This is a genomic window from Gordonia sp. LMA484 (genome assembly GCF_058129505.1).
In genome coordinates this window covers 5,577,182-5,603,107 of the sequence record NZ_CM176700.1, presented here as the reverse complement: position 1 = coordinate 5,603,107, position 25,926 = coordinate 5,577,182, and the positions used below count along the sequence as shown (strand labels likewise).

At 67.0% G+C, this 25,926-nt stretch carries 21 protein-coding genes; 10 read left to right on the top strand and 11 right to left on the bottom strand.

Translation table 11 applies throughout. From position 1 onward, the window contains the following. Positions 1 to 2 precede the first annotated feature (2 nt). A complete protein-coding gene (gene dnaN, locus AC4AMJ_RS24865) occupies positions 3 to 1,172 on the bottom strand; it encodes a DNA polymerase III subunit beta (protein ID WP_489898511.1) in 1,170 nt (389 codons plus the stop codon). A gap of 1,073 nt (positions 1,173 to 2,245) precedes the next feature. Further along, positions 2,246 to 3,763, bottom strand: a complete 1,518-nt coding sequence (dnaA, locus tag AC4AMJ_RS24860; RefSeq protein WP_489915372.1) for a chromosomal replication initiator protein DnaA — start codon at positions 3,761 to 3,763, stop codon at positions 2,246 to 2,248. Positions 3,764 to 4,261: 498 nt separating this feature from the next. On the opposite strand from dnaA, the gene rpmH reads away from it, so the two are divergent. The 9 genes from rpmH to AC4AMJ_RS24815 all read left to right on the top strand — a co-directional run bounded on the left by rpmH (position 4,262) and on the right by AC4AMJ_RS24815 (position 11,543). Next, positions 4,262 to 4,405 (top strand): 50S ribosomal protein L34, encoded by a 144-nt coding sequence (rpmH, locus tag AC4AMJ_RS24855; RefSeq protein ID WP_489898513.1) that lies wholly within the window; start codon positions 4,262 to 4,264, stop codon positions 4,403 to 4,405. A 52-nt stretch (positions 4,406 to 4,457) separates the two neighbouring features. Continuing rightward, positions 4,458 to 4,880 (top strand): ribonuclease P protein component, encoded by a 423-nt coding sequence (rnpA, locus tag AC4AMJ_RS24850; RefSeq protein WP_489915369.1) that lies wholly within the window; start codon positions 4,458 to 4,460, stop codon positions 4,878 to 4,880. Then, positions 4,877 to 5,209: a membrane protein insertion efficiency factor YidD gene (gene yidD, locus AC4AMJ_RS24845; protein ID WP_489915367.1), complete on the top strand. Its 333-nt coding sequence runs from the start codon at positions 4,877 to 4,879 to the stop codon at positions 5,207 to 5,209. The genes rnpA and yidD overlap by 4 nt, the downstream gene beginning before the upstream one ends. Before the next feature lie 3 nt (positions 5,210 to 5,212). Beyond that, entirely contained in the window at positions 5,213 to 6,538 is a 1,326-nt protein-coding gene (gene yidC, locus AC4AMJ_RS24840) for a membrane protein insertase YidC (RefSeq protein ID WP_489898515.1), read from the top strand. Positions 6,539 to 6,654: 116 nt separating this feature from the next. Continuing rightward, positions 6,655 to 7,344 (top strand): Jag family protein, encoded by a 690-nt coding sequence (locus AC4AMJ_RS24835; RefSeq protein WP_489898516.1) that lies wholly within the window; start codon positions 6,655 to 6,657, stop codon positions 7,342 to 7,344. A gap of 228 nt (positions 7,345 to 7,572) precedes the next feature. Beyond that, the gene (gene rsmG, locus AC4AMJ_RS24830; RefSeq protein ID WP_489898517.1) at positions 7,573 to 8,280 is read left to right on the top strand and encodes a 16S rRNA (guanine(527)-N(7))-methyltransferase RsmG; all 708 of its coding nucleotides are present in this window, start codon (positions 7,573 to 7,575) and stop codon (positions 8,278 to 8,280) included. A gap of 143 nt (positions 8,281 to 8,423) precedes the next feature. Further along, positions 8,424 to 9,371: a ParA family protein gene (locus AC4AMJ_RS24825; protein ID WP_489898518.1), complete on the top strand. Its 948-nt coding sequence runs from the start codon at positions 8,424 to 8,426 to the stop codon at positions 9,369 to 9,371. Positions 9,372 to 9,470: 99 nt separating this feature from the next. Next, positions 9,471 to 10,553, top strand: coding sequence for a ParB/RepB/Spo0J family partition protein (locus AC4AMJ_RS24820; protein ID WP_489915364.1), 1,083 nt, complete (start codon positions 9,471 to 9,473; stop codon positions 10,551 to 10,553). A gap of 141 nt (positions 10,554 to 10,694) precedes the next feature. Beyond that, positions 10,695 to 11,543: a hypothetical protein gene (locus tag AC4AMJ_RS24815; RefSeq protein ID WP_489915362.1), complete on the top strand. Its 849-nt coding sequence runs from the start codon at positions 10,695 to 10,697 to the stop codon at positions 11,541 to 11,543. 21 nt (positions 11,544 to 11,564) lie between these two features. Here AC4AMJ_RS24815 and AC4AMJ_RS24810 read toward each other — a convergent pair whose 3' ends face one another. From AC4AMJ_RS24810 to AC4AMJ_RS24785, 6 genes are all read right to left on the bottom strand, one after another. Next, a complete protein-coding gene (locus AC4AMJ_RS24810) occupies positions 11,565 to 12,743 on the bottom strand; it encodes an N-acetylmuramoyl-L-alanine amidase (RefSeq protein ID WP_489898521.1) in 1,179 nt (392 codons plus the stop codon). A gap of 208 nt (positions 12,744 to 12,951) precedes the next feature. Then, a complete protein-coding gene (trxA, locus tag AC4AMJ_RS24805) occupies positions 12,952 to 13,290 on the bottom strand; it encodes a thioredoxin (protein WP_489898523.1) in 339 nt (112 codons plus the stop codon). A gap of 41 nt (positions 13,291 to 13,331) precedes the next feature. Further along, a complete protein-coding gene (gene trxB, locus AC4AMJ_RS24800; RefSeq protein WP_489898524.1) occupies positions 13,332 to 14,336 on the bottom strand; it encodes a thioredoxin-disulfide reductase in 1,005 nt (334 codons plus the stop codon). A gap of 154 nt (positions 14,337 to 14,490) precedes the next feature. Continuing rightward, positions 14,491 to 15,372, bottom strand: a complete 882-nt coding sequence (locus AC4AMJ_RS24795) for an anti-sigma factor family protein (RefSeq protein WP_489915360.1) — start codon at positions 15,370 to 15,372, stop codon at positions 14,491 to 14,493. A gap of 144 nt (positions 15,373 to 15,516) precedes the next feature. After that, complete coding sequence (gene sigM / locus AC4AMJ_RS24790) at positions 15,517 to 16,077, bottom strand: RNA polymerase sigma factor SigM (protein WP_489898526.1); 561 nt, start codon at positions 16,075 to 16,077, stop codon at positions 15,517 to 15,519. 135 nt (positions 16,078 to 16,212) lie between these two features. Then, positions 16,213 to 16,944 (bottom strand): TetR/AcrR family transcriptional regulator, encoded by a 732-nt coding sequence (locus tag AC4AMJ_RS24785; protein WP_489915357.1) that lies wholly within the window; start codon positions 16,942 to 16,944, stop codon positions 16,213 to 16,215. A gap of 145 nt (positions 16,945 to 17,089) precedes the next feature. Here AC4AMJ_RS24785 and AC4AMJ_RS24780 point away from each other — a divergent pair, with 145 nt between their 5' ends. Then, positions 17,090 to 18,031 (top strand): sterol desaturase family protein, encoded by a 942-nt coding sequence (locus AC4AMJ_RS24780; RefSeq protein ID WP_489915355.1) that lies wholly within the window; start codon positions 17,090 to 17,092, stop codon positions 18,029 to 18,031. Here the strand turns inward: AC4AMJ_RS24780 and murJ are convergent. The 3 genes from murJ to AC4AMJ_RS24765 are packed head-to-tail and all read right to left on the bottom strand — an operon-like array spanning position 18,015 to position 25,877. Then, positions 18,015 to 21,896 (bottom strand): murein biosynthesis integral membrane protein MurJ, encoded by a 3,882-nt coding sequence (murJ, locus tag AC4AMJ_RS24775; protein WP_489915353.1) that lies wholly within the window; start codon positions 21,894 to 21,896, stop codon positions 18,015 to 18,017. The two genes, AC4AMJ_RS24780 and murJ, sit on opposite strands and share 17 nt — an antisense overlap. Then, positions 21,893 to 24,841 carry a hypothetical protein gene (locus AC4AMJ_RS24770; protein ID WP_489915351.1) on the bottom strand — a complete coding sequence of 983 codons (2,949 nt, stop codon included), beginning with the start codon at positions 24,839 to 24,841 and terminating at the stop codon, positions 21,893 to 21,895. The genes murJ and AC4AMJ_RS24770 overlap by 4 nt, the downstream gene beginning before the upstream one ends. Then, positions 24,732 to 25,877, bottom strand: a complete 1,146-nt coding sequence (locus AC4AMJ_RS24765; protein ID WP_489915349.1) for an NUDIX hydrolase — start codon at positions 25,875 to 25,877, stop codon at positions 24,732 to 24,734. Before AC4AMJ_RS24765 ends, AC4AMJ_RS24770 begins: the two co-directional genes overlap by 110 nt. Positions 25,878 to 25,926 lie beyond the last annotated feature (49 nt).

Genomic DNA, 25,926 nt, shown 5'->3' with positions numbered 1-25,926 from the left:
GATCAGCCGGGCAGACGCACCGGCATCAGCAGGTAGGTGAAGACGCTGTCAGGTGCGACGTACGCGCCGGATTCGTCGGCGACGGGCTCGTCACCGGTCGACGGGCGCAGCACGGCTGGCCGGCTGGGTGTGGTGAAGCCGAAGTCCACAGTGGGCACACCGATCGCCGACAACCCGTCTTGCAGGTAGCCGGGATTGAAGGCGATGGTGAGCGGCTCGCCGTGGAACTGCACAGGCAGCTCTTCCTCGGCCTTGCCGGCCTCGTCGCCGCCGGCGGTGAGCAGCAGCGTGCCCTCGGTGAACTCCATGCGGACCTGCGCCCCGCGCTCGGCGACCAGGGCGACGCGCTTGATGGCCTCGATCAGCGGTGCACTGTCGATGGTGGCGACCGCGGTGTGGCTGGCGGGAAGCAACTGGCGGAATTTGGGGAACTCGGCGTCGAGCAGGCGGGTGGTGGTGCGCTTGGTCTCGCCGAGGATCCCGAGGATTCCTTCGCCGCCGATGGCCGATCCGGCGCCGAATGCCAGCGAGATCTGGCCGGTGGCCTCGGATCCCGCGGTCCGGGCGCTTTCCGACAGGGTCTTGGCCGGAACCAGGACGGCACCGGAGGTGTCTCCGGCGGCGGGATCCCACTCGAGCTCGCGCACGGCGAGCCGGAAGCGGTCGGTGGCGGCGAGGACCACACGGTTGCCGTCGATCTCGACGCGAACGCCGGTGAGCATCGGCAGGGTGTCGTCGCGTCCTGCGGCGACCGCGACCTGACCGATCGCCTCGGCGAAGACCTGGGCCGGGATGGTCCCGGTGACCGTCGGCGGTTTGGGGAGCTCCGGGTAATCCTCGACCGGCATCGTCGGCAGCGAGAACTTGGCGCTGCCGCAGCTGATGGCGACGCGGGTGCCGTCGAGGCTCACATCGACCGGCTTGTTGGGCAGCGCCTTGGTGATGTCGGCGAGCAGACGACCGGACACCAGCACCTTGCCCGGTTCGGCGACCTCGGCCGCGACGGTCTCCTGCGCCGAGACCTCGTAGTCGAACCCGGACACCTCGAGTCCGTTGTCGCCCGCGGTCAGAACAACGCATCCGAGGACCGGGACCGGCGGTCGGGCCGGCAGGCTTCGGGCCACCCAGGCAACGGAATCTGCGAACTCGTCACGCGCGACACGGAACTTCATGCTGGGTGGTTGCCCTTCTCTGTTCTGCTGACTCTCGTCATACCCACCCTCGTCCGCCGAATACCGGCGACGGATCGGTGGGATTGCCCGGTCTGGATGTCGACTGGGATTCCCGACTGGGATTTCCACTGTAGAACGAGCCTGCCAGACGGGGAGCCGTTGGGGGGAACTGTGGGCCGCGATGCGACGGACCCATCCGGTGGGACGACCGCAATGTGCACAACACCTTCTTTTAGAAGATGTTCTTTAGAGAAGGATCCATCTCAGTAATAGGGCCTGTGAATCTGTGCACCGAGCTCGGATCCAGCAGGTCATCCGCGGTCGGCAACTGTGGATGGATCGTGGACAGATGTTGAGGGAATGACAAGGTCTGTGTGGAGTTCGCCATCCGTTCGGTCGGTGTCCACGTGGCGTGCACAAGTTGCGCCCGGTTATCCCGAGGTTTGTCCACAGCTGGTGATGAACCGTTTCAGTGACCGTTGAGACCGGCGGGGGCGGATCCGCGCATGACAAACCCTGTGGTTCGAGTCGAGAGTTGCGGCCCGGGTGGTGGAGTTGGGTTGTGACTCCGGTTGCTGTGGCGGTGGAGTTGGGTGTGACCCGGTCCCTGTGGTGGTGCGCTAGCGGTGTGGGGTGTGCCCCCGGTTGCTGTGGTGGTGCGCTAGCGGTGTGGGGTGTGCCCCCGGTCCCTGAGGAGGCCCGGAGCGCTAGCGGTGTGGGGTGTGCCCCCGGTCCCTGAGGAGGCCCGGAGCGCTAGCGGTGTGGGGTGTGCCCCCGGTCCCTGAGGAGGCCCGGAGCGCTAGCGGTGTCGGGTGTGCCCCCGGTCCCTGAGGAGGCCCGGAGCGCTAGCGGTGTCGGGTGTGCCCCCGGTCCCTGAGGAGGCCCGGAGCGCTAGCGGAGGGCCGTCACGAAGGGCCCTTCGTGACGCATCCTCGCAGGCTCGGACGCTCCTCAGGGAGCGGGTGGTGACGTGTCCTTGCAGGCTCGCGGGATCCTGAGGGAGCGCCCTTCGTGACGCTCGCTCACTTCGTTCGCGGGCTCCTCAGGGAGCGGGAAAATACGGGCGCGAGGGCTCAGACGGCGCGCTGTTTGATCCGCGCGGTCAGTTCCTGGACATGGTCGTAGACCTTGCGCCGCTCGGCCATCTCCTTGCGGATCTTGCGTTCGGCGTACATCACCGTGGTGTGGTCGCGATCGAACGTCTCACCGATCTTGGGCAGTGACAGGTCGGTGAGTTCGCGGCACAGATACATCGAGATCTGCCGCGCCTGCGCGATCGACCGGGTCTTGCCCGGGCCCCGCAGCTCCTCGACCGAGATGTCGAAGTACTCGGCGGTGATGGCCAGAATGCTGGCCGCACTGACCTCCAGGGTGCCCGAGTTGGGCAGCAGTGCCTGCAACACCACCTCGGCGAGGGACTTGTCGAGTTCGGCGTTGTTCAGCGACGCGAAGGCGGTCACCCGGATCAGGGCGCCCTCGAGCTCTCGGATGTTGCGCTCGATCTTGGAGGCGATGAGTTCGAGGACGTCGTCGGGCACCGCGATGTTGTCCATCTGCGCCTTCTTGCGCAGGATCGCGATGCGGGTCTCCAGATCGGGCGGCTGGACGTCGGTGATCAGTCCCCACTCGAACCGGGTCCGGAGGCGGTCTTCCAGTGTGGCCAGCTGCTTGGGCGGCCGGTCGGAGGAGACGACGATCTGCTTGCTCGCGTTGTGCAGGGTGTTGAAGGTGTGGAAGAACTCTTCCTGGATACCTTCCTTGCCGATGAGGAACTGGATGTCGTCGACGAGCAGGACGTCGACATCACGGTAGCGACGTTTGAACGCGACCCGCCGGTCGTCACGCAGCGAGTTGATGAAGTCGTTGGTGAACTCCTCGGTGGAGACGTACTTCACCCGCATGCCCGGGAACAGCCGTTGCGCGTAGTGCCCGGCGGCATGCAGCAGATGTGTCTTGCCCAGTCCGGACTCGCCCCAGATGAACAACGGGTTGTAAGCGCGGGCCGGCGCCTCCGCGACGGCGACCGCGGACGCATGCGCGAATCGGTTCGAGGCACCGATCACGAAGGTGTCGAAGGTGTACTTCGGGCTGAGATTGGCACTCGACGGTGATTGTCCGGCGGTGGGCCGCTCGGCGAAGTAGGTCGACCAGTCGGACGCCTCGGCACCTGCGGTCCGCTCGGTCCGCCGCTCGAAGCCGCCGCCGGGCGCAGCTCCCGGGTGGCCGTTCGGAGACCCGATGGTCACGGATGCGCCGTCGAGGCGGTCGGCGAGCGGCTGCGTGGGCTCGGCGACCGTTTCTTCCACAACGGGTGTGGAGATCCGCACACCGAGATCGACCGGCTGGCCGAGGTGGCGGCTGAGCACCGATCGGATGGTGTCGCGCAGGTTGCGTTCGATCTGCTCCTGGACCAGTGGGGTCGGCACCGTCAGGAGGGCGAATCCCTCAGCGAGTGTCAGCGGCTGTACCAGCGACAACCAGGCCTTTTGCTGACGCGTGAGCGGTTCGTGGTCATGTGCGGCGGCGTCGTTGTTGAGTTCGGCGACGACGCTCTGCCAGACTTCGCCAAACGAATCACGATCACTCATCACAGTGCTGTGCCCTCCTGCCGGAACAACGACCAGCGTCGGTCATGAGGATGTCACATGCCGCACCTGCCACGAGTTGTCCACATGGTTGTCCACAGCTGTGTACAGATCTGGGGGTAGTGCGTCGAGTGCTCTGGCGGCCGGAAGGGTCCACTGAATCGTCTCTTGTTGAGTCTGCGCCGAAGTTAACAGAGTGCAGCGCCGCCGACAAAGTGAATCGGACGATTCATCCGCCGGGCGCGGGATGTGATAATCGGGCACCGCGCAGACCAGGCACTGTGGGCATCGTCACCTATGTCGGTGCTTGCCAGGAGCTCGTTTGATTTGCGGTGGCGTACTCAGTAGTCTCGACTGGTCATCCAGGTTGCGGATTTGCGCGATGGCCCAGGTCATCCCACCGACATGAGTTCGGCACCGTACCGGGATAAGCAGACCACCAAGAAGGATGTGGGTCGCGCGTGCAGTCGGCGCGGAGCCACGTAGGAGCACAAGGAGTTACCCATGGCCAAGGGAAAGCGCACTTTCCAGCCCAACAACCGTCGTCGTTCACGCGTCCACGGTTTCCGCCTGCGTATGCGCACCCGCGCCGGCCGGGCCATCGTCAACGGTCGTCGCAGCAAGGGCCGCTCGAAGCTCACGGCCTGAGTCGGAGCGATGTCACCGGCGATGGCCTGACCATCGCCGGCTGGTCGTATCGATGGTGGCTGCCGCGCATCGGATCGCACGGAGATCCGACTTCGATCGCACGCTGAAATCTGGTGTGCGGGTGACGACGCGTGACCTGGTGATCCATGTTCTGCCGCTGAGCGGGTCGATGGATGACCTCGACGAACCACACAGCACAGGGATCGCCACTGTCGGCGGTCCCTGGCTCGGTCTGATCGTGAGCAAGGCGGTCGGTAACGCCGTCGTACGGCATCGGGTGGCCCGTCGCCTTCGGGCGGCGTTCGCGCAGTGCCGGCCACAGTTCGGCACCTCGCAGACCATGATGGTCATCCGGGCCCGGCCGTCGGCCGCGGAGCTCGACAGCGTGGCGCTGGCTGAGCAGCTCGCCGACGCGCTGTCGCGCCGAAAGGTGCGCGACGCCATGGAACGCACCGTCTGTCAGGTCCTGGGATGAGTGACTCCGATCAGGCCGACCACCGTGGCGGTATGTCGCGCTGGCTGTATCTGTTGCCCCGCCGCATCGTCGTCTTCCTGATCGAGCTCTACCGCACCTGGGTCTCCCCGTTGCGGCTACCCACCTGCCGCTTCGAACCGACCTGCTCGGGCTACGCGGTTGAGGCCCTGAGCCGGCACGGTTTCCTGTACGGAGGGTGGCTCTCGGTGGTGCGTCTTCTCAAATGTGGCCCGTGGCACAAGCCCGGCTACGACCCGGTTCCCGAGCGCGGGTTCCGCGAACTCTTCACAGCTCGTCAATCCACACCGTTAGAGGTTAGGGGTAACTGACCCGTGCTCAACTTCATCTACTATCCGGTCTCCTGGATCATGTGGGTCTGGCATTGGATCTTCGCCGGGATCACGCCGGACAATCCGGGCGGCAATGGTGTGGCGTGGGCGCTGTCGGTGGTGTTCCTCGTGTTCACTCTGCGCGCCATTCTGTACAAGCCCTTCGTGAAGCAGATCCGCACCACGAAGAAGATGCAGGAGATCAATCCTCAGCTGCAGGCGATCCGCAAGAAGTACGCCAAGGATCGCGTCAAGATGACCGAGGAGATGCAGAAGCTCCAGAAGGAACACGGCTTCAATCCCCTGCTGGGCTGTCTGCCGATGCTGCTGCAGGTGCCGGTGTTCATCGGTCTGTTCCACGTGTTGCGGTCCTTCAACCGGACGGCAACCGGCATGGGACAGCTCGGTATGTCGCCGGAACAGACGCGCGAGGTGGGCAACTACGCCTTCAGTCCCGAACTCGTCCAGAACTTTCTCGACGCCCGCCTGTTCGGGGTTCCGCTGTCGGCGTTCATCACCGAGCCGGTCGAGCAGTTCCAGGCGTTCGTGCAGCCCGGCGCCCCGATCGATTTCACGCGTACCCAGATCGCGATCGTGGTGATCCCGATGATGATCATCGCGTCGATCGCCACCCACATGAACTCACGGGCGTCGGTGGCCCGGCAGCCGGAAGCGGCGCTGGAGAATCCCCAGACCCGCATGATGAACATGCTGGCGCTCTACATCTTCCCGCTGGGCATCCTCGTCACCGGACCGTTCTTCCCGGTGGCCATCCTCCTGTACTGGATGAGTAACAACATCTGGACCTACGGCCAGCAGCACCTCGTGTTCGGGCGGATCGCGCGCGAAGAAGAGGAAGCGAAGCTCGCCAAAGTGGAGAAACAGAAGGCGAATGCGCCGAAACCCGGCGCGAGACCCGATCCGTCGAAGAAGGTGGCCAGGACCGCATCCGACGGTGACGTCGACGAGAGCGCGGCCGATGATTCCGCTACACCCACCTCTGCGGCCGCGGCCGGTTCATCAGCCGGCCTGCTCGGCGGGATCCAGAGGTGGCTGCGCCCCGACGGACGGTCGAGTAAGCCTGCGGCGGTGTCGTCGTCCACCGCCACCGATGCCGCGGAGATCGACTCGTCAGATGAATCCGCGGGCAGCGAGGACACCACGTCGCCCGGCGCGGGCACGTCCACCGCGACGGGATCCACGAATGGGTCCGCGGGTGGGTCGGGTGGCGCAGCCGCCCAGAAGTCCGGCACCGCACACGTGGCGGGCAAGAGCCGCAAGAACACGTCGCGACGCAAGAAGGGTGGCCGACCGGGCGGTCGTCGTTGACGAGACCGTCGGTCGGATCGCAGGCGCGCGGAGGCCGCCGAGTGCGGCCACTCCCCTCTCCCGCCGGTTACGGCACACAGACGTTGGATGAGAAGCAGAGTTAGGTGGAATGTGAGATGACAGCTGAGACCGCTGCACACGATCAGCAGGAGATCCAGGACGTTGCCGACGAGGCGACTGATGATGTGCAGACCGCAGAGCCCGAGGCGTCGGAGGCGAGCACCGCAACCGAAAGTGCTGTCGACGGCGACGGCGCCACGAACGAGCCGGCTGAGGCTGAGGACGCGTCGGACGCGGATGACTCGGACGAAGGTGACTCGGACGACGACGAGGTCGATGAGGAAGAGCGTCTTGTCGAGGAAGGCGAGATCGCGGGCGACTACCTCGAGCAGCTGCTGGATGTCCTCGACTTCGACGGTGACATCGATCTGGATGTCGATGGCGACCGCGCCGTGGTGAGCATCGATGGTGGCGAGGATCTGGACCGGTTGGTTGGCCGCAAGGGTGAGGTTCTCGACGCACTCCAGGAGCTGACCCGCTTGGCCGTGCAGCAGTCGACGGGGGTGCGGAGTCGGCTGATGCTGGATGTGGCCCGGTGGCGTGCGGATCGTCGCGATCGTCTCGCTCGGCTCGGCACGGAGGTGGCCGAGCGGGTGCGGGATTCCGGCGAACGCGAAGAGCTCGACCCGATGACGCCGTTCGAGCGGAAGATCGTGCACGACGCCGTAGCGGCGGTCGATGGCGTGGTCAGTGAGAGCGAAGGCGCGGAGCCAAAACGCCGCGTCGTCGTCCTTCCGAAGGGATAAGGCTCCCCCGCTGCTACGAGCACGACGAAATCCCGACAGAGTCCCGGCTACGGCCGGGACTTTGTTGTTTTCGGGCCAGTGAATTACATGGGTGTGGTTCTGCCGAACGACGGCACCGTTTCACGTGAAACAGGGGGCGCATGCTGTGGAGCGACACCGAGCGGGGTGTGCGTGTTTCACGTGAAACACGGCGACCACTGCACCCCTACCCCAGTACTCGATGAGAGGATGTTTCACGTGGAACCAGCCGAATCGGAGTCGATGCCCACGCCGGCGGAGGCGGCGATGGTCTTTGGCGATCGGGTTGAGCTAGCGGAGCGCTACCACGCAGCGCTCGCGAGTGACGGCGTACTCCTGGGCCTGATAGGGCCACGTGAGGTGCCTCGACTGTGGGAGCGCCATCTGCTCAATTGTGCTGTCATCGGCGAGGCTATCGGTGACGGTGAGCGGGTCGTCGACGTCGGCAGCGGGGCGGGGCTGCCGGGGATTCCCTTGGGCATCGCTCGGCCGGATCTGTCGATCACGCTCATCGAACCCCTGTTGCGACGGAGTGACTTCCTCAGCCGGATCGTCGACGAACTGGGTCTGGACATCGAAGTCGTCCGGGGCCGTGCCGAGGAGAAGACGGTGCGCGCATCGTCGGGGGGTGCGGATATCGTGACCTCACGCGCGGTCGCTCCCCTCGACCGATTGGCCAAGTGGTCTGCACCCCTGATCCGGGAGGGCGGTCGACTGGTGGCGATCAAGGGCTCGTCGGCTGTGGATGAGATCGATCGAGACCGCGCTGCGGCGGGCAAGATGGGAATCAGTGATCTGCGGGTGCAACTGTGCGGCCGAGACGTTCTGGAGGTGCCCACCACCGTTGTGGTCGGCACGAAGAGGGGCAAATCTGACGCGTCTCGCAAGCGGGCGCGTGGACAGAACCGGAAGGGGTAACCGGATTGGTGTGGAGTCCGCGGAGGGCGCAGAATAGACGACAGACCGATGGCGGGTCAGTCGCCACTGAGGGCGCCGCTCATCCAGATGCTCGCGCGGGGCAGGTCGACGAAGGTTACGAAGTCGGGCGAAGGAGTCCAGGCGTGGTCGAACAGGACCGAAGCGTTTCACGTGAAACCAGCATCGGCGGGGGTAGCCCCCCCACCCCGGTCCCGGGCTTCGACGACACCCCTATCGCTGCTGCAGCGGCTCGGGCCAGTCAGGTGCTCACGCCGGGAGGTGCCGGCGAACTGCCCCATCCCCCATCGACGCGAGTCATTACGATCGCCAATCAGAAGGGCGGGGTCGGGAAGACCACCACCACGGTGAACATGGCGGCCGGTCTGGCGTTGCACGGATTGGGTGTTCTGGTGATCGACCTCGACCCCCAGGGCAACGCCAGCACAGCGCTGGGCATCGACCATCGCGCTCCCGACATCGCCTCGGTGTACGAGATCCTCCTCGGTGAGGTGTCGGTGGTCGATGCGATCCAGCAGAGCCCGAACAACGACCGACTCTTCTGTGTCCCCGCGACCCTTGATCTGGCGGGTGCCGAGATCGAGTTGGTGTCGTTGGTTGCGCGAGAGAATCGTCTCCGCAATGCGCTCGAGGCCGCGCCGTTGAAGGATCTGGGCATCGACTATGTGCTGATCGATTGCCCGCCGTCGTTGGGTCTGCTGACCGTCAATGCGATGGTCGCAGCGAAGGAAGTCCTCATCCCGATCCAGTGTGAGTACTACGCACTCGAGGGCGTGGGGCAGCTCCTCCGCAACATCGAACTCGTCCAAGCTCACCTGAACCCGGCGCTCCACGTATCGACCGTGGTGCTCACCATGTACGACGGCCGGACCAAGCTCGCCGATCAGGTCGCCGAGGAAGTGCGTCGCCATTTCGGCGAAAAGGTTCTCAACACGATTATCCCGCGCAGCGTGAAGGTCTCGGAAGCACCCGGATTCGGAATGACGATCATCGAGTACGACCCGGGTTCACGTGGAGCCATGAGTTATCTGGACGCGTCACGCGAACTCGCACACCGAATCGTCCATGCATGACCAAGGACGCGATGGATGGTCGGTCGATGCGGATAAAATCCGAAGACGTGGTGGTTCGGCAGTCACCGGTCTGTGGTGACGAGCAGTGAGAGGACGAATGTGAGTCAGCGAGATACCGCACAGCGTCGAGGCGGGCTCGGGCGCGGCCTGGCCGCGTTGATCCCCACCGGACCACCGGAAGGCGATGCGCCGACAGGCCCCCGCTTGGGTGCAGCGGCGGCGGATGTCGTGATCGGCCGCGGCAATGGCGCCGCCAACGGCGCCGGCATCGGTACCGCTCCCCCGACCGCATCTCCCGATGGATCCCAACCTGCGGCGGGCACCGACTCCGGCGCGGTCGTCGACGACATCGGCGCGGTTTACCGTGAGATCCCGCCGTCGCACATCCAGCCCAATCCGAAGCAGCCTCGTACCGTCTTCGACGAAGAGGCGCTGGCCGAACTCGTCCACTCCATCAGGGAGTTCGGACTGATGCAGCCGATCGTCGTGCGGCGGCTCCCGGAGCCGACGGACGACGGCGTGATCTATCAGATCGTGATGGGTGAGCGTCGGTGGCGGGCCGGCAAGGAAGCCGAACTCGACGCCATCCCGGCGATCGTGCGGGAGACCGCCGACGCCGATATGCTCCGCGACGCGCTGCTCGAGAACATCCATCGCGCGCAGCTGAATCCGCTCGAAGAGGCGGCGGCGTATCAACAACTCCTCGACGAGTTCGGGGTCACCCACGAGGAACTCGCGAATCGGTTGGGCCGGTCGCGCCCGCTGATCACCAACATGATCCGACTGCTGAAGCTGCCGATCCCGGTGCAGCGACGCGTGGCGGCTGGTGTGCTGTCCGCCGGGCATGCCCGGGCCCTGCTCTCGTTGGACACCGGGAGTGACGCCCAGGAAGCCCTCGCGGCGCGAATCGTGGCCGAGGGCATGTCGGTCCGCGCCACCGAGGAAGCGGTCACACTGGCCAACCGAGGCGACACAGATCAGTCACCCCACGCCTCCCCCGCCCGACGCAAACCGATGCAGATGCCCGGCTTGCAGGATGTCGCCGAACGGCTGTCGGACCGACTGGACACAAGGGTTACAGTCAGTCTCGGGAAGCGAAAAGGAAAGGTTGTCGTGGAATTCGGCTCCGTGGAGGATCTCGAGCGAATCGTCGGCGAGATCGATCCACGTGGTGTCTCGTGACGGTGTGTTAGCACCATCCCGAGGTACCAGGACGTAACGTCACAGTGACAAATTATCAGCGAGGACGACGGTGAAAGTACGAAATCTCTTGTCGCACATCACTTTCGGTACCTCGTATGGATTCGGGTCGGAGCTGTCGGCATGAATCTCGCGGTCACCCGTCTCGATCTCGAATCCTTCGAGACCTTGCCGCTCCATACTCGCCGGTGTGTGTTCTGGGAGGTGGATCCGTCATCGACGCGGGACACCGAGAAGAGCATCTTCGGCGACTTCGGAAGCTTCGAGAGTGAGTTCGACAAAGAGGCGTGGATCTCGGGTCTGCTGCTCGAGTGGGGAACCTGTGGGCAGGTCGCCGTCGACGGGCAGACCGGGAATATGGTCGGTACCGCTTTCTATGCACCGCCCGGCCGGGTGCCGCGTTCGCGCCTGTTCCCCACTTCCCCGGTGAGTGCCGACGCGGTGCTCCTCACCTCGATCCGCACAGAACCGGGTTTCGAGGAGGCCGCGCCGATTCTGCTCGATGCAGTCGTGACCGACCTCGTTCGCCGCGGTGTTCGGGCTGTCGAGTCATTTGGGATCGTCCGGGCACCGGGCGAAGGTCGCCGGGGCGATCGACCCGATCCTGCTCCGGCGACGACGCCGCCATCCGAGCCCGACGATGTCGCCGAGCTGGGGGCTCTCGAATCGATGTCGAGCGAGCTGAAGATGTGGGCCGATGAGGCCATCGTCGAGATCACTCGGGCGATGCACGACAGCCCCCAGTCAGGATTGTGCCTGCAGTGTCTGATCGACGCGGACTTCCTCAAGGATTCCGGGTTCGACGTGGTCGCCTCTCACCCACGGTTCCCGCGATTCCGGCTCGAGCTCGATCAAGGACTCGGCTGGAAGCACGAGGTCGAGCACGCACTCGAGAAGCTGGTCGTGATGGCGGCGATGGATCTGGCCGGCCGCGAACGCGGTGTCGAGGTGCCGGTGGGCCGTCGGCGGTAAGATTGCCTGGCTCGACCGAACTCAGCTCGAAAGGCGTTCGGCGGCAAGCAATTCAGCGAACGTGTAGGTGCCGGTGGGCCGGTCGTCCTCACCCAGCAGATACAGGCGCTTCACTGCGACGAGGATCGCCTCGGCGATCACGTCACGAGTGTGCGGATCGTTGAGTGTCTCGACGTCGTGGGTGTTGGTGATGTAGCCGACGTCGATCAACGCGACCGGCATTCTGGTGAGCCGCAGGACATCCCACGTACGCTCGTGGGTTCGACAGTCCGTGAGCGTTGTGCGGGCAACGATTTCGCGCTGGATGAATCCGGCGAGGTTACGGCCGATGGTCGAGTAGGACCCGTGTGAATTGCCGAAGTAGAACGACGCCGCACCGTGGGCGCGCTCGTTCGGATAGTGACCGCAGCGCAACGAGATCATCAGATCGGCGCCGATGAGGTTGGCGACACGGGCGCGTTCGTCATCACTCGGTCGGCCACGACCGTCGTGCGACAGGAAGGTCTCCATCCCGGCCGCCGCCATCCGGCCCTCGAGCCGGGCACCGAGATCCCAGAGCGCGGCAGATTCGATGTCGGCAAGTGCTCCGGTCGAAAGGTCGTGCAGCCCACCGGAGCCCGGATCGATGAGGATGCGCTTTCCGGTCAACTGGGGCCCGGAGCGACGAACATGCTCCTCCTCGCGGATCGCGTGTGGTGATCCGCCGGTGACCCGCGTACCGAGCCGCTCCAACGATCGAAGCGTGGACGGGCCGCAGATACCGTCCGAGGCCAGACCGTACTCACTCTGGTACAGACAGACAGCGTTGTGGGTGGTCTCGCCGAAAGTGCCGTCGACGAGCCCGGTGTAGTACCCGAGGTTCTGTAGGCGCCCCTGGAGCGTGGCGACGTCGTCGCCCACCATCGGTGCGGAGAGTCGGTAGAGCAGGACCCGAGCGCCGAGCTGATAGGAGGCTTCACGGAGCACCCGATAGGTGGCCGGTCCGACGATGCCGTCGACGATCAGGCCGCGCTGCTGTTGGAACGCGCGGACGGCCCGGTCGCACTCGTCGTCGAATACGGCTTCGGGCGGGGTCCAGCCGCTGATCGTGCCGGACAGACTGTCGGGCGCCGGGTGTGCCGTGAGCAACCCGAGTCCGACGAGGATGTTCCGGATCTCGGCAACTGCCGAGCCATGATCCCCGAGGCGGAACAACGGCATCAGCGACTCCTCGTCGGTTCGGTGCGGTCTGGGCACGGTTGTCGGCGGCCCCCCCGATCGGTGCTCACTACGCACCGGCGCAAACACCAGGCATTCTTTCAGGTTGCGACGGCACGACCAAATGATGGCGCCGCTCGGGACGCCACCATTCTTCCTGCTGTGTCGGCCGTGTCACACGGCGAAGGGGTAAAAGCCAGGTCGTGAGACCTCAGGCGGGCGAGCCGACGACGCCGTCGAGCTCACGCAGCAGTGCAGCTTTACCCTTGGCCCCGACGATGGTCTTCGTCGGCTTGCCGTCCTCGAACAGGATCATGGTCGGGATCGACATGATCTTGAAGTCACGCGCGACGGCCGGGTTCTCATCGACGTCGAGCTTGGCGACGGTCAGCTTGTCACCATGATCGCGGGCGATCTCCTCGAGAACGGGCGCGACCATGCGGCAGGGGCCGCACCAGGTGGCCCAGAAATCGACGAGGACCGGCTTGTCGGCCCCGAGTACCTCGTCCTTGAAGGTCGCATCGGTGACGGCGACGGTGTTTGCTCCCATGGGTGTCCTCCTTATGGACGTGTGCAGATGGTGATGTTCGGTCAGACGTTCGCCGGTGCGTCGACGACGACGAACTCGCCCTCGACCGCTGGTTCCACCGTGACGTCGGCCTGTTCGGCGAGCCAGCGCTCGGCGTCGATCGCCGCCGAACAACCGCTGCCGGCGGCGGTGATCGCCTGGCGGTAGGTGTGGTCGACGAGATCACCGCAGGCGAACACACCGGGCAGCGATGTGTACGTGGTGCGGCCGTCGACCTGCACGTATCCCTCGGGATCCAGATCGATCTGGCCGCTGACGAGTTCGCTGCGCGGATCGTGACCGATCGCGACGAACATGCCGGTCACGTCGATCGTGCTGGTCTCGCCGGTCACGGTGTCTGTCAGACCCAACCCGGTCACCGAGTTGTCACCCAGCACCGAGGTGACCGCGGCGTTGGTGACGAAGCGGATCTTCTCGTTGGCCCGGGCTCGTTCCAGCATGATCTTGGATGCCCGGAACTCGTCACGGCGGTGGATGAGGGTGACGCTCCGCGCGAACTTGGTCAGGAACGTCGCCTCCTCCATCGCGGAATCGCCACCGCCGATCACGGCGATGTCCTGGTCCTTGAAGAAGAAGCCGTCGCATGTGGCGCACGCGGACACACCGCGACCGAGGAGGGTCTGCTCGTTCTCCACGCCGAGGTAGCGGGCCGCCGCGCCCATCGCGAGGATGATTGCGCGGGCCCGGTGGATCTCGCCACCGACCTCGACCTCTTTGATCTCGCCGGACAGGCGGATCGCGTCGACATCCTCCATCCGCAGGTCTGCGCCGAACCGCATGGCCTGTTCGCGCATCTCGTCCATGAGGGCCGGACCCTGGATGCCGTTCTGGAAGCCGGGAAAGTTCTCGACCTCGGTGGTGGTCATCAGCGCGCCACCGAACTGGGTGCCCTCGAAGACGAGCGGCGCGAGTTCGGCCCGGGCCGCGTAGATCGCCGCGGTATAGCCCGCTGGGCCCGATCCGATGATGATCAGGTCGTGGATCTGCTGGCTGGCTGCTTGGGTCATCCGTCCTCCGTGCTCGACGGCGCAGATCGTGGTGATTCCGCGCCCGTTTCTCGGCTGTCTCAACATCAGGGTAAGGGCAGATGTTCCCCGACGGCGCCGCCGTGCCTGGTCGGTCACATGAGACGCCCGGGCGGTGCCGGCACACACCGGCAGGTCAGCCGCCGATGATGGTCCGCGAGATCGTCGCCGGGTTGCCCGTCGTGCAGTCGCGTCCGACCACCAGGACGTCGAATCTGCCGGCGACGCCGGTCGACATCAGGATGACCACGCCTTCCCGGTCGCGCAGGGTCACCGGTCCGGTCCCGACGACCACGGTCTCGGCCGGGACCTGATTGGCCGCGGTGCAGCGGCGCAGATCCTGCTCGGACGCAAACGGTGCGGGATCGCGTTTTCCCAGCACCGCGAGCAGTGCCACCCGCTCCTCCGGAGCCAGATCGGCGATCGTCGCGGGCGCGGAGGACTGCGCGGCAACCTGAGGACGATCCGGTATCGGGGACCGGACCACACCGATCGAGATGGCCACGACGGCGGCGATGACCGCAGCCCCGGCGAGACCGCCGGCCGCCATCCACCGATGGCGTCGCCGACGTGCCGACGCGGACAGGTCGACCACAGTGGGGTGACCGCCGGGGTGACCGCTGGGGTGCCCGCCGTCGGAGACCTCGGAGCTGATGTGATCGAGGGTCTGCCGTGTCATGGCCGCGACGTCCGGCGGGACCGGGACGGGGGTGAGGGGGGCGGTACGCAGATCTGCGGTGGTGCGGTCCAGCGCATCGAGAACCGCCCGGGCGTAGGGATCCGCGTCGAGTCGGGATCGGATGTGTTCGGCGACGTCGGGCGGCAGCACGCCCGCGTGCAGGTCGGCGATCAGATCCTCGGAGAAGGGCGGTTGGGGAAGGTCGGTGGCGCCGTGCTGGTGGTGTGCGCTCTCGGGACCACTGCTCTCGGGACCACTGCTCTCGGGACCACTGCTCTCGGGACCACTGCTCTCGGGACCACTGCTCCCGGCATTCGGGTCTGCTCCCGGCGGGATCATCGCTTCACTCTCCCACTTCTCTCCCCCACCTGATCTGCCCGCGCGGACTGTCGGCGGACGACCGATGTCATCGTGTGCGTCAACAGTAGGACGCACCGGTCCGCAGTCCGGTTCCACCCGGATGCAAACAAAATCGGGGCTCGCTCAGGGATCACGAAGGTGTCCGAGAATGCGGGACAAGCGCAGACGGCCGCGCGAGCAGCGACTCTTGATGGTGCCGACAGGGACACCGAGGCGCTGTGCCGCTTCGTTCACGGAGTAGCCCTCGACGTCGACCGCGATGATCGCGGCACGTTGATCAGGTGGAAGGGCGTCGAGCGCGCGACCGATCGACACCGAGAGGTCGACGGCGGCCATCTGATCGTGGTCGTCGGCGAGGGGCAACACATCGTATTCCGGTATGGGCACCGTCAGTCGGGCGCGGTTCCGGCGGATCCGATCGAGGCAGGCGTTGACGACGATGCGGTGCAGCCAGCTGGTGACCTTGGCGTCCGCGCGGAACCGGTCGGCCATCCGATGGGCGTTGAGCAGCGCCTCCTGCAGGGCATCGGCGGCATCGTCGGCGTTCTCACTCGTCCGGCATGCCAGAGCCCACAGGTAGCCGTGGTGACGCTCGATCAGCGTGGTGAAGGCGCGGGGGTCGCCGCGAACGTGAGCGAGCAGGAGATCTTCGTCGCTGCGCGCATCGACACTCCCCCGAGTCATGCGATGAAGGTTAGTGGACCAGGCGGGCGGTCGTGCCACTGACCTGCGCGTTGTCCACAGGACGGGGCACAGCGCAGCAGGGTGTGGATGCGTGGTGTCGCCGACGAATCCGGCGCCCGCCGGCAGGGGCCGGTGTCACACGAGCAGGCGCTGGTAGGCCGCGACGAAGAGCTCCACGCTGACGTCGAGAATCGCATCGAGTTCGAAGAGGTCGGCCGCGGGGTCGGTGGTGGGGTCGGTCGTGGCATCGAGGGCGGTATCTCCGGCGAACTCCCCCGCCGTGCTCGTGTACCAGTCGACAAGCAGCTGGGTCACCGCGCCGACCAGTCCGATCGCGGCCAGTCGCTGGGGACGCCCTGCCGGCTCCTCGCCCACCGTCAGCGACAGGATCAGGTCGGCCCATCCGTGGATGGCGCGCAGGCGCAGACGCTCGAGGTCGGGGTTCACCCCGACGACCTCGACGAGCATCAGCCGGGCCCGGCGGGGATTCTCTGCCAGCGTGCGGATGAAGGCGCCCAGGGTCGCGTGGGCGACGGCGGGCACGTCCTCGGCAGCCACGACCGGAATCCGGGTCGATGCCGCTCCCCCGGCGACGAGGAAGTCGGACGCGGCCGCCATGGTCGTGGCCCGGGCAAACGCCACACACTCGTCGTAGACGGCGGCCAGCAGTGCGAACCGATCGGCGAAGGACTCGTAGAAATAGCGCTGCGTGAGCCCGGCATGATCACAGATCCGTTTGACCGGGACGTTCGGGAAGCCCTCGGTGCCGAACAGGTCCAGTCCGGCGGCGATCAGGTCCGCGCGCCGACGTTCCCGTCGCTCCTCGGCGTCAGCCCCCCCATAGCGTCGGCCTGCTGCCGTGGTCATCTCACCTGACTCCTGTCCGCGAATGCGACGTCGATACCGGTCACGGGTCGTCGACCCTTTACAGCACTCTATCTGACACGCTAACTTGTCAGACGCCGAATATCTGACTCTGTGCCGTGTCAGATCTGGTGAGACGAGGAGTGACATGTTCAACGCCCTCCCCGAGGCGATGCGGGAACCGACCGTGCTCGCGGTCCCCTTCTTCGTGCTCATGGTGACCGTCGAGTGGCTGGCCGCGTGGAAGCTCGAGCACACCGAGGCCCGGCGACCGTCCGAACGCGGTGGTGCTCCCTCGGCGCGGGGCGGTTACAACCCTCGCGACTCCCGGGCGAGTCTGCTGATGGGGATTGTCTCCATCGCCACGAGTGCGGGATGGAAGGTGTTGGCGCTGTTCGCCTATTCCGCGATCTTCACCTATCTCGCGCCCTGGCAGTTGCCGGTTAACGCCTGGTATTCGTGGGTGATCGCCTTCATCGGTCTGGACTTCCTCTTCTATTGGGAGCATCGGATCGCTCACCGCGTCCGTCTGGTGTGGGCCACCCATCAGGCGCATCATTCGAGCGAGTACTTCAACTTCACCACCGCACTCCGGCAGAAGTGGAACAACAGCGCCGGCATCGTGATGTGGTTGCCACTCCCCTTGCTCGGCGTGCCACCCGCCCTGGTGTTCGCGGTCTACTCGCTGAATCTCATCTACCAGTTCTGGATTCACACTGAGCACATCGAAAAGCTTTGGGCCCCTGTCGAATACATCTTCAACACACCGTCACACCATCGGGTACACCACGGCAGTGACGCGGAGTATCTCGACCGCAACTACGCCGGGACGTTCATCGTGTGGGATCGCATGTTCGGCACCTTCGCACGCGAGACGCACCGTCCTACTTACGGTTTGACGAAACCGGTGGATACCTACGGCATCTGGCGGCTGCAGACGCATGAATACGCGGCCATCGCCCGGGATGTGCGCGCCGCGTCGGGACTACGCACGAAACTGGGCCACCTCTTCGGGCCGCCGGGATGGTCTCCCGAGGCGGCCCGTGGCGAGAACCATCGAGACCGGGCCGGCGTCAGCCGTTCATCGTGATCTGGCCGATCTGCGCCTGATATCCGCCGCCGCTCGGTGGCAGCGAGGTCAGCCAGACCATCACGTACGGGCTCGCGGAGGGATCGGCGATGTTCAGCGTCGTGGTCGGTTGCGACACGGTTCCACTCGCGACCTCGGTCGTCTGGTCGAGGGTCGCCTGCGCCGACGGAGCGGTGCGGATCGAGACGGCGAAGCCGGGAGTGGGGGTCGTGATGGTCACCGACTTCACCGTGTTCGGACCGCCGAGATCGAACATCAGGCCGAGACCATCCTTCAATCCACCGAAATCGGCTGAGCCGCGGTAGTTGTCGGTGCTCCAGGGTGGTGCTGCGCCACTGATCACGTTGGGCAGGTTCGTCGAGCCGTCCGGCGGCTGACCGGAGAAGTCGACGAGGGTGACCCCACGCAGGGCGATGGGTCCGGCCGCCGGCTGTGCCGCGGGCGTCTGCGCTCCGTCGGACGGCTGTCCCACCGAAGTCGTCGGCAGGATCGAGTCGATGTTGGTGGAGCCGTCGTCCGAACTGAACAGACCGGTCGCCCACACCACGAGCGCGATGACGACGAACAAGGCGAGCAGCCCGGCCCCGACCAGCAGGGCCATATTGCGTCGGCCGCCCTGCTCGGATTCCCCGGACGAGGTGGTCCGGCCCGACGACATCGCCACCGGAGCGGCATCGGTGTCGATGGCCGGCAGCATGTCGGTGTTGAGGTCGAGCACCGTCGCCTGGTCGAGCACGTGCTGAACGGTGCCCGCGGTCCGGATGCCGCGATGCCCGTCGAGCGCGCGGGCGGCAACCGCGGAGATCTCGAAGGGCGTCTCCGGTCGGGCGACGCGCGGTTCGATCGGGCCGGCGTCGGTGCCCGGTTCGGCGATCGGCAGACCGCCCACCGGATCGGTGGTGTCCGACGTCGTCACCAGCCGCGAACCGGTCGCCGCGTCCAGTGGCCACCGGGCGAGCAGCAGCGCGTACAGCACCGCGCCCAGGCCGCGGACGTCGGACGATTTGTCATCGCCGGCGAGGGTGCCCGGGAACGCGAGGACGGCGTTGCCGTCGGTGCTGATCCGGATGCGATCCGGGTGATCGATCGACAGTGCACCGCCGGATCGGTGGGTGGCCTCCGCCGCGGCGGCGAGCGCGCGAACCGCACGGGCCGCGCCGATCGGGGACGGTTCGGACTGAGCGACCTCGGCGAGCGACGATCCGGCCACCCACTCGCTCACGACGATGCCGCCGGACGATCCGCGGACCACGTCGAGGACCCGGGCAACACCGGCCGAGGAGATCTGACCGAGCCTCAGCGTGCGTGACAACACCGCCTGGGGTCCTTCGTCGGTGGCCTTGGCGGCCTCACCGCGACGCGGGGGTGGTGCCAGTTGGTCGGCGTCGACGAAGGTCAGCGCGACCTCGCGGTCGAGATTGATGTCCTGGGCACGCCAGAACTGCAGACCTCGGGTGCCTCCGTGGTGCTCGAGCAGGCGGTAGCGCCCACCGGCGACGGCAGCACCGGGCACCAACCGTGGCCCACGTGGCCGCCGCGGCACCGGGCGCGTCACGGGAGTGTCGGATTTGTCTGTGTCGGAAGCGGTTTCAGACCCTGTGGAAACAACGGTCGTCGGCGTGTCGGTACCCGGCGTGTCTGCGGGCGGGGTATCGGACCGATCGTCGAGGGTCACCGAGCCGCCCTTGTCGGCCGGAGAGTCCGGGATGATCTCGGTGTCCTGGGTGGCACCGATCTCATTGTCAGTCACGCGCCGAGCTCCTCTCCTGCGATAGCGCATGTCGCGGGGCGCGTGGATCCGCAGCTCGCCACCATCGCGAAGGCGCGCGGCTCCACCGCTGTGAACCGAGTACGACTGCCATGTGGCAGTACCCCGGTCGAATCGCCGGAGCACCTGTACCTGACCAGAGTACGGGAGCGATTCGTCGGTGGTGATCCGCGGAAACTGAACCGTGATCGTTGGTGGCGATTCTCTTACCGCGCTCTCAGGCGGTGCCAAGGCGGGGATGAACCGTCCCAGCATTCGGCGCACCGACATCCCGATCGACACGACGTCGGGCAGCCGGGCGGCTGCGAGACCCGCATAGGTGACGCCGAGGGCGACGACCGCCGTCAACAGCAGGTAGACAAGGGATCCGAACTTTCCGACCTCGGTGGTCAGCAGGTGCAGGCCCGAGAGGTTCGCGACCAGCCAGACCACGGCGGTGACGCCGACGGAGACCCCGAGTGTGACGAGCGTCGTCCGTGTGACATGCGTCATCTTCGCGCCGTCAAGGCGTTTGCGGAGCAGGTAATGGCCGACGACCGCGCCGACGAGATAGCCGAGGCCGTTCGACAGCGCCAGCCACCGCACCACCAACTCGGGGTCGGAGAACAGGACCGGGCCCAGATAGGACGACGCGACCTTCACGGTGGTGATGCCGAGAACCATCACCGTGGGCGTCCAGGCGTCCTCCCGCGCGTAGAACACGCGCAGCTGGACCAGCGTCATCGAGTAGGGGATCAGCGTGAACGCGCCCCAGGCCAGCACCGACCCCAACTGGGAGGCGGTCTCGGCGTCGAACTTGCCGAAGTTGAACACGGCGATGCCGATCGCCGGTCCGAAGAACGTCATGTAGGCGACGACCGGCACCAACGCGACCATCGTCAGGCGGGTGGCCAGGGAGAGGTCGTCGACGACGGCGCGGGTGTCGTCGGCGGCCGCGTTGCGGGAGAGCCGCGGCATGATCGCGGTCAGGATCGTGACGCCGAGAACGCCGTAGGGGAGTTGCAGCAGCTGCCAGTGGGTGGCGTAGACGCTGATGCCCGAGGCGTCGGCGTGGGCGGCGATCCGGTAGGTGATGACCAGGCCGACCTGCAGGATCGCGACGTAGAGGACGATCGCCAGCGCCATGTTGCCGAAACGGCGCAGCCGCGCGTCGAGGCCCCACTGCAGTTGCAGATGCACCCCGGCCCGCTTGAGCCATGGCACGAGGATGCCCGCCTGGATGACCACGCCCAGGGTCGTGCCGATGCCGAGCACCAGCAGCTTCGGATCGCTCATCCGCACCGGGTTGAGCGTGATCTCGCCGGGCATCAGCGCATAGAGGACGAGCGTGGCGATCTGGACGATGTTGTTCAGCACCGGCGCCCACGCGCCGGGTTTGAAGAATCCCCTCATGTTCAGGATCGCCATGAACAGGGCCGACAGCCCGTAGAAGAGGATCTCGGGCAACAGCAGGTAGGCCAGTGCCGTGGTCAGGGCCCGGTTGACGTCTCCGTCGCCCACGTTGAGGAACGTCAGCAGCGGGGCCGCGATCAGCGAGATGACCGTGGCGGCGCCGAGCGTGACGAGGGTGAGCGTGAAGATCCGGTTGATGAATCCGCGGCCGCCGTCGGCGTCCTCGGCTTCGGCGCGGACCAGGACCGGGATCACGATCGCGGTGAGCACGGCCCCGAGGACCACCTCGGCGATCATGTTCGGCAGCACGTAGGCCGCCTGGAACGCGGACGCGATGGCCGGACCGAGCATGGCCAGGACCAGGACGGTGCGGATGAAGCCGGTGATCCGACTGGTCAGCGTGGCCAGTGCGATCGAACCGCTGGTCTTGAGGATGCTGGAGTCGGAGTCGCGAGCGAGACCGGTCGACGACTCCTCGGCAGGGCCTTCGTCGGCAGTCGGTGCGGTGCGGGCCCGATCGGGGCTGTCGGTCACGGTGCCGCGGGAGGCGACGGGACCGGGTGCCCGCAGCGGCGGTCGGGTAGGGATCGGCCCGGGATGGCCTGCTCGATCATCGCGCACCCGCAGGCGTGGTTCGCCCGCCCCGGCCGGCGGGATGCGGCGGGGCGATGCGCGGCGCGGGTCGCCGGGTCGGTTGTCGGTCATGATCTGTCTCGGTCGGTCATGCCCGTCGTGGTGGGCGATTCGTCGTGCACCTCGTCGTGAGCCCTGTCGTCGTGAGCCCTGTCGTCGTGAGCCCTGTCGTCGTGAGCCCTGTCGTCGTGCAGGTCGCTGTCGATCTGGCTGTCGTGCACCTCGTCGTCGTGATGCGGGGCCTCCTGTTGCAGGGTACGGCGACGTTCCTGATAGGTGGTCCCGGCCAGGAGCCGATCGTGTTCATCGGGGTCGGGCCGGTCCTCGTCTGCCGGGTCGGGCTGTCCGCGGAAACGATGCCACAACCGTCGCGCCGTCAGCGCCACCAGCGCCACACCTGCCGCGATCGTGATCCAGAACAGCGGCTTCCCGTAGGCGTTGGCGTGCACCGACAGCCGGATGGGCGAGCCGACGGAGATGCCGCTGGACGTGGTCAAACCGATCGTCACGGTGATCGCCGCCTCGGACGTCTGGGCGCGCGTCGGCAGCTGGATCTGCCGGGTGCCGCGGGCCGGGATCTCGATGACCCCGAGGTCGCCGACGTCGAGTTCGGGCGGTGCGTCGACGTCGATCCGTACCCGGATCGGCAGGGACAGATCGTTGCGGACGACCAGCAGCAGGGGGCTACGTTCGGATGCGAGGGTGTAGCGCCCGCCGGGATCGAGGATGGTCACCGCGTTGCGCATCCGCTGCAACGTCGCGTCGACCGCGGTGACCCGCGCGGCGCGTTGCCCCCGGATCTCGGCGCGCAGCGCGGGCGCGGTCGAGTCCGGGGTCCGCAGCGCCCGCAGCAGATCCTCCCGCAGCGGTGCCACATAGCGTTCCGGAGTGGCGGCGACGTCGGCGGAACTCATCAGCGAGGCCTGTAGCTGGAACGAGAGTTCGGCGTGCTCGCGCATGTTCGTCGCGATCGTGTCGCCGACGGCCAGCCCCAGCGAGCCCAGCGGGCCGACTCCGGGCGGCGTGACGAAGCGGGCGGATCCTCCGGGTGCATCGAGTTGGCTCACGACACCCGACAGTGGTGCGGCGCTGGCGGCACCCGATTCCAGCAACAGGGTGGCGGTGCTGAACAGTGCGGTGGTGTCGTCGCTCGACGGTGCCCAGTAGGTGGGCGGGACGACGAACGCACTGCGGCCGGCGATCGGTTGCGCGCCGTCGGAGCCCGGTTGCGGGGCGGCGATGGCGGGATAGGCGAGGGCGGCGACCGCGGCCTCGCGGCGGGCCGCCGACGACTGGCCGTCGAACGAGATCTGCTGGTCGGGGGGTGTGAGGGGAGTGGTGGTGGGATCGGGGCCGAGACCGGCGAGCGCCGCGGTGATCGGAGCCTCGCTGGTCTGCATGCCCAGGCTGCCCACCCGGTAGCGTCCGGACGCAGCCGTTCGGTCCGGTGCGATGCTGCTCGTGGACGTGACGGCTTTGCCGATCGACGCCGAGTCGAGGACACGGGCGCCGGTGGCGTCGACGGCGCCGAGGGCCGGGATCGCGAGGCCGCGGACACTGCGGACCCCCAGGATCGCGTCGACGACGTCGGCCGGTGTGGACAACGCCGCGGTGGTGAGTCCGTTGTTGCTGATCCGGGACAGTGAGGTGAGGTCTGCCTGTGCGAAGGGCAGAGCCACGACGCACATCTGGGACGCGAGTTCGCGAAGTTCGGTGAGCCACTGCAGCGCCGCCGGTTGTCCGGTGCCCGGTGTCGTCGGCGACGTCGGATCCAGGGGATCGGTGGACACCACATAGCCCAGTGACATCGCCCGCACAGTGACCAGCAGATCGGGGTCCACGGCCAGACACATGCTCCGGGCGAGTTTGGATGCGCTGCGGGCGGGCGGTGCGGGAGCCTCACCGGATGCGGGGGCCTCACCGGATGCGGGGGACGAGGCCGACGGAGACCCGCTCTCGCCGGTGGGTTCCGAACCGGTCGTCGGGCTCGATGAACCGGCAGTGGCCGATGCGTCGGGGGAGTCCGGGTCGGTCTCACCGGCGACCGATCGCGCGGCGGCCAGCAGCGTGTTCAGTCGCCCTCCCGACGACAGTGACCGGGCGAGATCCTCGCCGACCAGCCGGACCGGTTCGGTGTTGCCGCCGAGCACACCGGGGGTGAGCTGGGGCGGTGCCGCCAGGGGCCACAGCATGGTCAGTCGGGACGGGCTGGACAGATTGGCCGACACCGATCCGTCCGGCCCGAGGTCGGTGTCCTCGGCCCCGTTCTCATCTGTTCCGCTGGTCGGGTCCACGTACCCGGTGGCCCGCCCGCGGTCCGGCGGCAGCGACAGCACGGGCAGCAGCGTGCGCGACTGGGCGAGCTTGGCCGGATTGCCGTAGTCGGGCAGGCCGTTGACGTTCACGTTCAGCGGGAACACGCCGGTGCGCTGGATGTCGAGGCCGTCGCCTCCGCCGGCGCCGTCGGAAAGGCCCACGGTGATACGGAACGGGGCCGACTGTCCCGGCGCGAGATCGGCGGTGATCGGGCGGAACCGGGTGGCGGCGCTGACCGGGACCGGCGTGACTGCGAGGCTGCTCCGCAGCCCGTCGGCGTCGGAGATCGCGTCGCCGCGTTCGAGGCGGACGGTCAGGTCGTGCAGATCGCGGTCACCGATGTTCTCGATACGGCCGGAGACCGTGACGTCGGCGCCGCCGCTGCTGGTCACGATCGAGGGGGTGATCTCGTCCACCGAGAGATGCAGGAAGTCGCCGGAGGCGCCGACGGCGTCGTCGTCGTCGGGTGCCGCACCGGCCAGTCCGGCGCCCGGAACCGAGGACAGCAGAGTGATCAGCAGGACGGCGATGATCGCGGCACACGCGTGTACGGATCGTCGGAGATGAGCTCGGAGCCTGACCGGCGGGCGGTCAGGCATCGCCGGCCGGTGGCCGGCGGGGCCGACGTCGACGCCGACGAGACCGCGCCGGAGCTGGCGGTTCGTTGCGGCGCTGATTGCGTGCGGCTGCGGCTCTCTCATAGGCGTTGGGTTCGGTGCGAATGCTCTCGGCCTCGGACTGGGCCAACCTGTTCGGGTCGGCGGCGAGATCGGCGATCACGCCGCGGGCCATCCGGGCCAGTCGCCGCTCGTCAGAGTACGTCAGCTTGCGCGGCAACTCGTCGAGCGGCACCCAGGCCACCTCGCTGACCTCGTAATCGGCATCCGACAGTTCACCGCCGATGCTGCGCAGGAGATAGTGGTGCACCGTCTTGTGGATCCGACGACCCTCGCTGACGAACCAGTAGTCGATCTTTCCCAGAGGTGCGACGACGGTGCCCTCGATGCCCGTTTCCTCGGCGACCTCGCGGATCGCAGTCTGCTCGGCCGTCTCGCCGGTCTCGATGTGTCCTTTCGGCAGCGACCACATCATCCGGCCACGTCGGTCCATCCGGCCGATGAGCGCCGCGCAGAGATTGCCGTCGGGCAGGTCGAGGTCGGAGATGACGAGTCCACCCGCCGACGTCTCCCGGACCGTCCGCAGACGTTCGTGACCATGTTCGGATCTGCTGCCGTTGCGACGTCGCGTCTTGTTCTTCCCACCGGCCGCCGCGGCTTCGGCGCCCACGCCGTGCGCGAGACCGGTCTTGGTGATCTTCGCGGTCACCGCCACCAGGTCTGACGGCTTGGGCGGGGACACCCGGGTGTGGGTCGGTTGCAGTTCACCCTCGACGAGGGCCGGTTCGGTGGGCCGTTTGGGCAGGGGCCCGGGTTTGGGTGCGTCCCGGCGCTCGGCCGGCCGGGCCTGCGGTGGGGCGGCGGCGTCCTGGTCGTGGGTGCCGTCGGACGCCGACGGGGCGGGATGAGCGGGTCGCCGCCCACGGCGACGGCGGCCCCGACGTCCGCGGCGGGCCTGCGCGCCGGAGTCGTCGGTGGTCGCGGTCGATCCCGCGGTGTTCGCCCGGGCCAGGTCTGCCGGGGTCACCCGGCGTCGGGGTCCGGCGTCCGAAGCGCCACGAGAGCCCGCCGTGACGTCGTCAGAGACGTCAGAGGGGTCGGTGGACGGATCAGCGGACACGTTCTCGATGCTAGCCGTTGGTCACCTGGCGTTTGCCTGGATGGGCCGT

What these genes read in the sequence shown, in the direction of transcription:
- dnaN (WP_489898511.1), bottom strand. Translation starts at nt 1,172, where the DNA reads ATGAAGTTCCGTGTCGCGCGTGACGAGTTCGCAGATTCCGTTGCCTGG.
- rpmH (WP_489898513.1), top strand. Translation starts at nt 4,262, where the DNA reads ATGGCCAAGGGAAAGCGCACTTTCCAGCCCAACAACCGTCGTCGTTCA.
- rnpA (WP_489915369.1), top strand. Translation starts at nt 4,458, where the DNA reads ATGGTGGCTGCCGCGCATCGGATCGCACGGAGATCCGACTTCGATCGC.
- yidD (WP_489915367.1), top strand. Translation starts at nt 4,877, where the DNA reads ATGAGTGACTCCGATCAGGCCGACCACCGTGGCGGTATGTCGCGCTGG.
- AC4AMJ_RS24835 (WP_489898516.1), top strand. Translation starts at nt 6,655, where the DNA reads ATGACAGCTGAGACCGCTGCACACGATCAGCAGGAGATCCAGGACGTT.
- rsmG (WP_489898517.1), top strand. Translation starts at nt 7,573, where the DNA reads ATGTTTCACGTGGAACCAGCCGAATCGGAGTCGATGCCCACGCCGGCG.
- AC4AMJ_RS24815 (WP_489915362.1), top strand. Translation starts at nt 10,695, where the DNA reads ATGAATCTCGCGGTCACCCGTCTCGATCTCGAATCCTTCGAGACCTTG.
- AC4AMJ_RS24810 (WP_489898521.1), bottom strand. Translation starts at nt 12,743, where the DNA reads ATGCCGTTGTTCCGCCTCGGGGATCATGGCTCGGCAGTTGCCGAGATC.
- trxA (WP_489898523.1), bottom strand. Translation starts at nt 13,290, where the DNA reads ATGGGAGCAAACACCGTCGCCGTCACCGATGCGACCTTCAAGGACGAG.
- trxB (WP_489898524.1), bottom strand. Translation starts at nt 14,336, where the DNA reads ATGACCCAAGCAGCCAGCCAGCAGATCCACGACCTGATCATCATCGGA.
- AC4AMJ_RS24795 (WP_489915360.1), bottom strand. Translation starts at nt 15,372, where the DNA reads ATGATCCCGCCGGGAGCAGACCCGAATGCCGGGAGCAGTGGTCCCGAG.
- sigM (WP_489898526.1), bottom strand. Translation starts at nt 16,077, where the DNA reads ATGACTCGGGGGAGTGTCGATGCGCGCAGCGACGAAGATCTCCTGCTC.
- AC4AMJ_RS24785 (WP_489915357.1), bottom strand. Translation starts at nt 16,944, where the DNA reads ATGACCACGGCAGCAGGCCGACGCTATGGGGGGGCTGACGCCGAGGAG.
- AC4AMJ_RS24780 (WP_489915355.1), top strand. Translation starts at nt 17,090, where the DNA reads ATGTTCAACGCCCTCCCCGAGGCGATGCGGGAACCGACCGTGCTCGCG.
- murJ (WP_489915353.1), bottom strand. Translation starts at nt 21,896, where the DNA reads ATGACCGACAACCGACCCGGCGACCCGCGCCGCGCATCGCCCCGCCGC.
- AC4AMJ_RS24770 (WP_489915351.1), bottom strand. Translation starts at nt 24,841, where the DNA reads ATGAGAGAGCCGCAGCCGCACGCAATCAGCGCCGCAACGAACCGCCAG.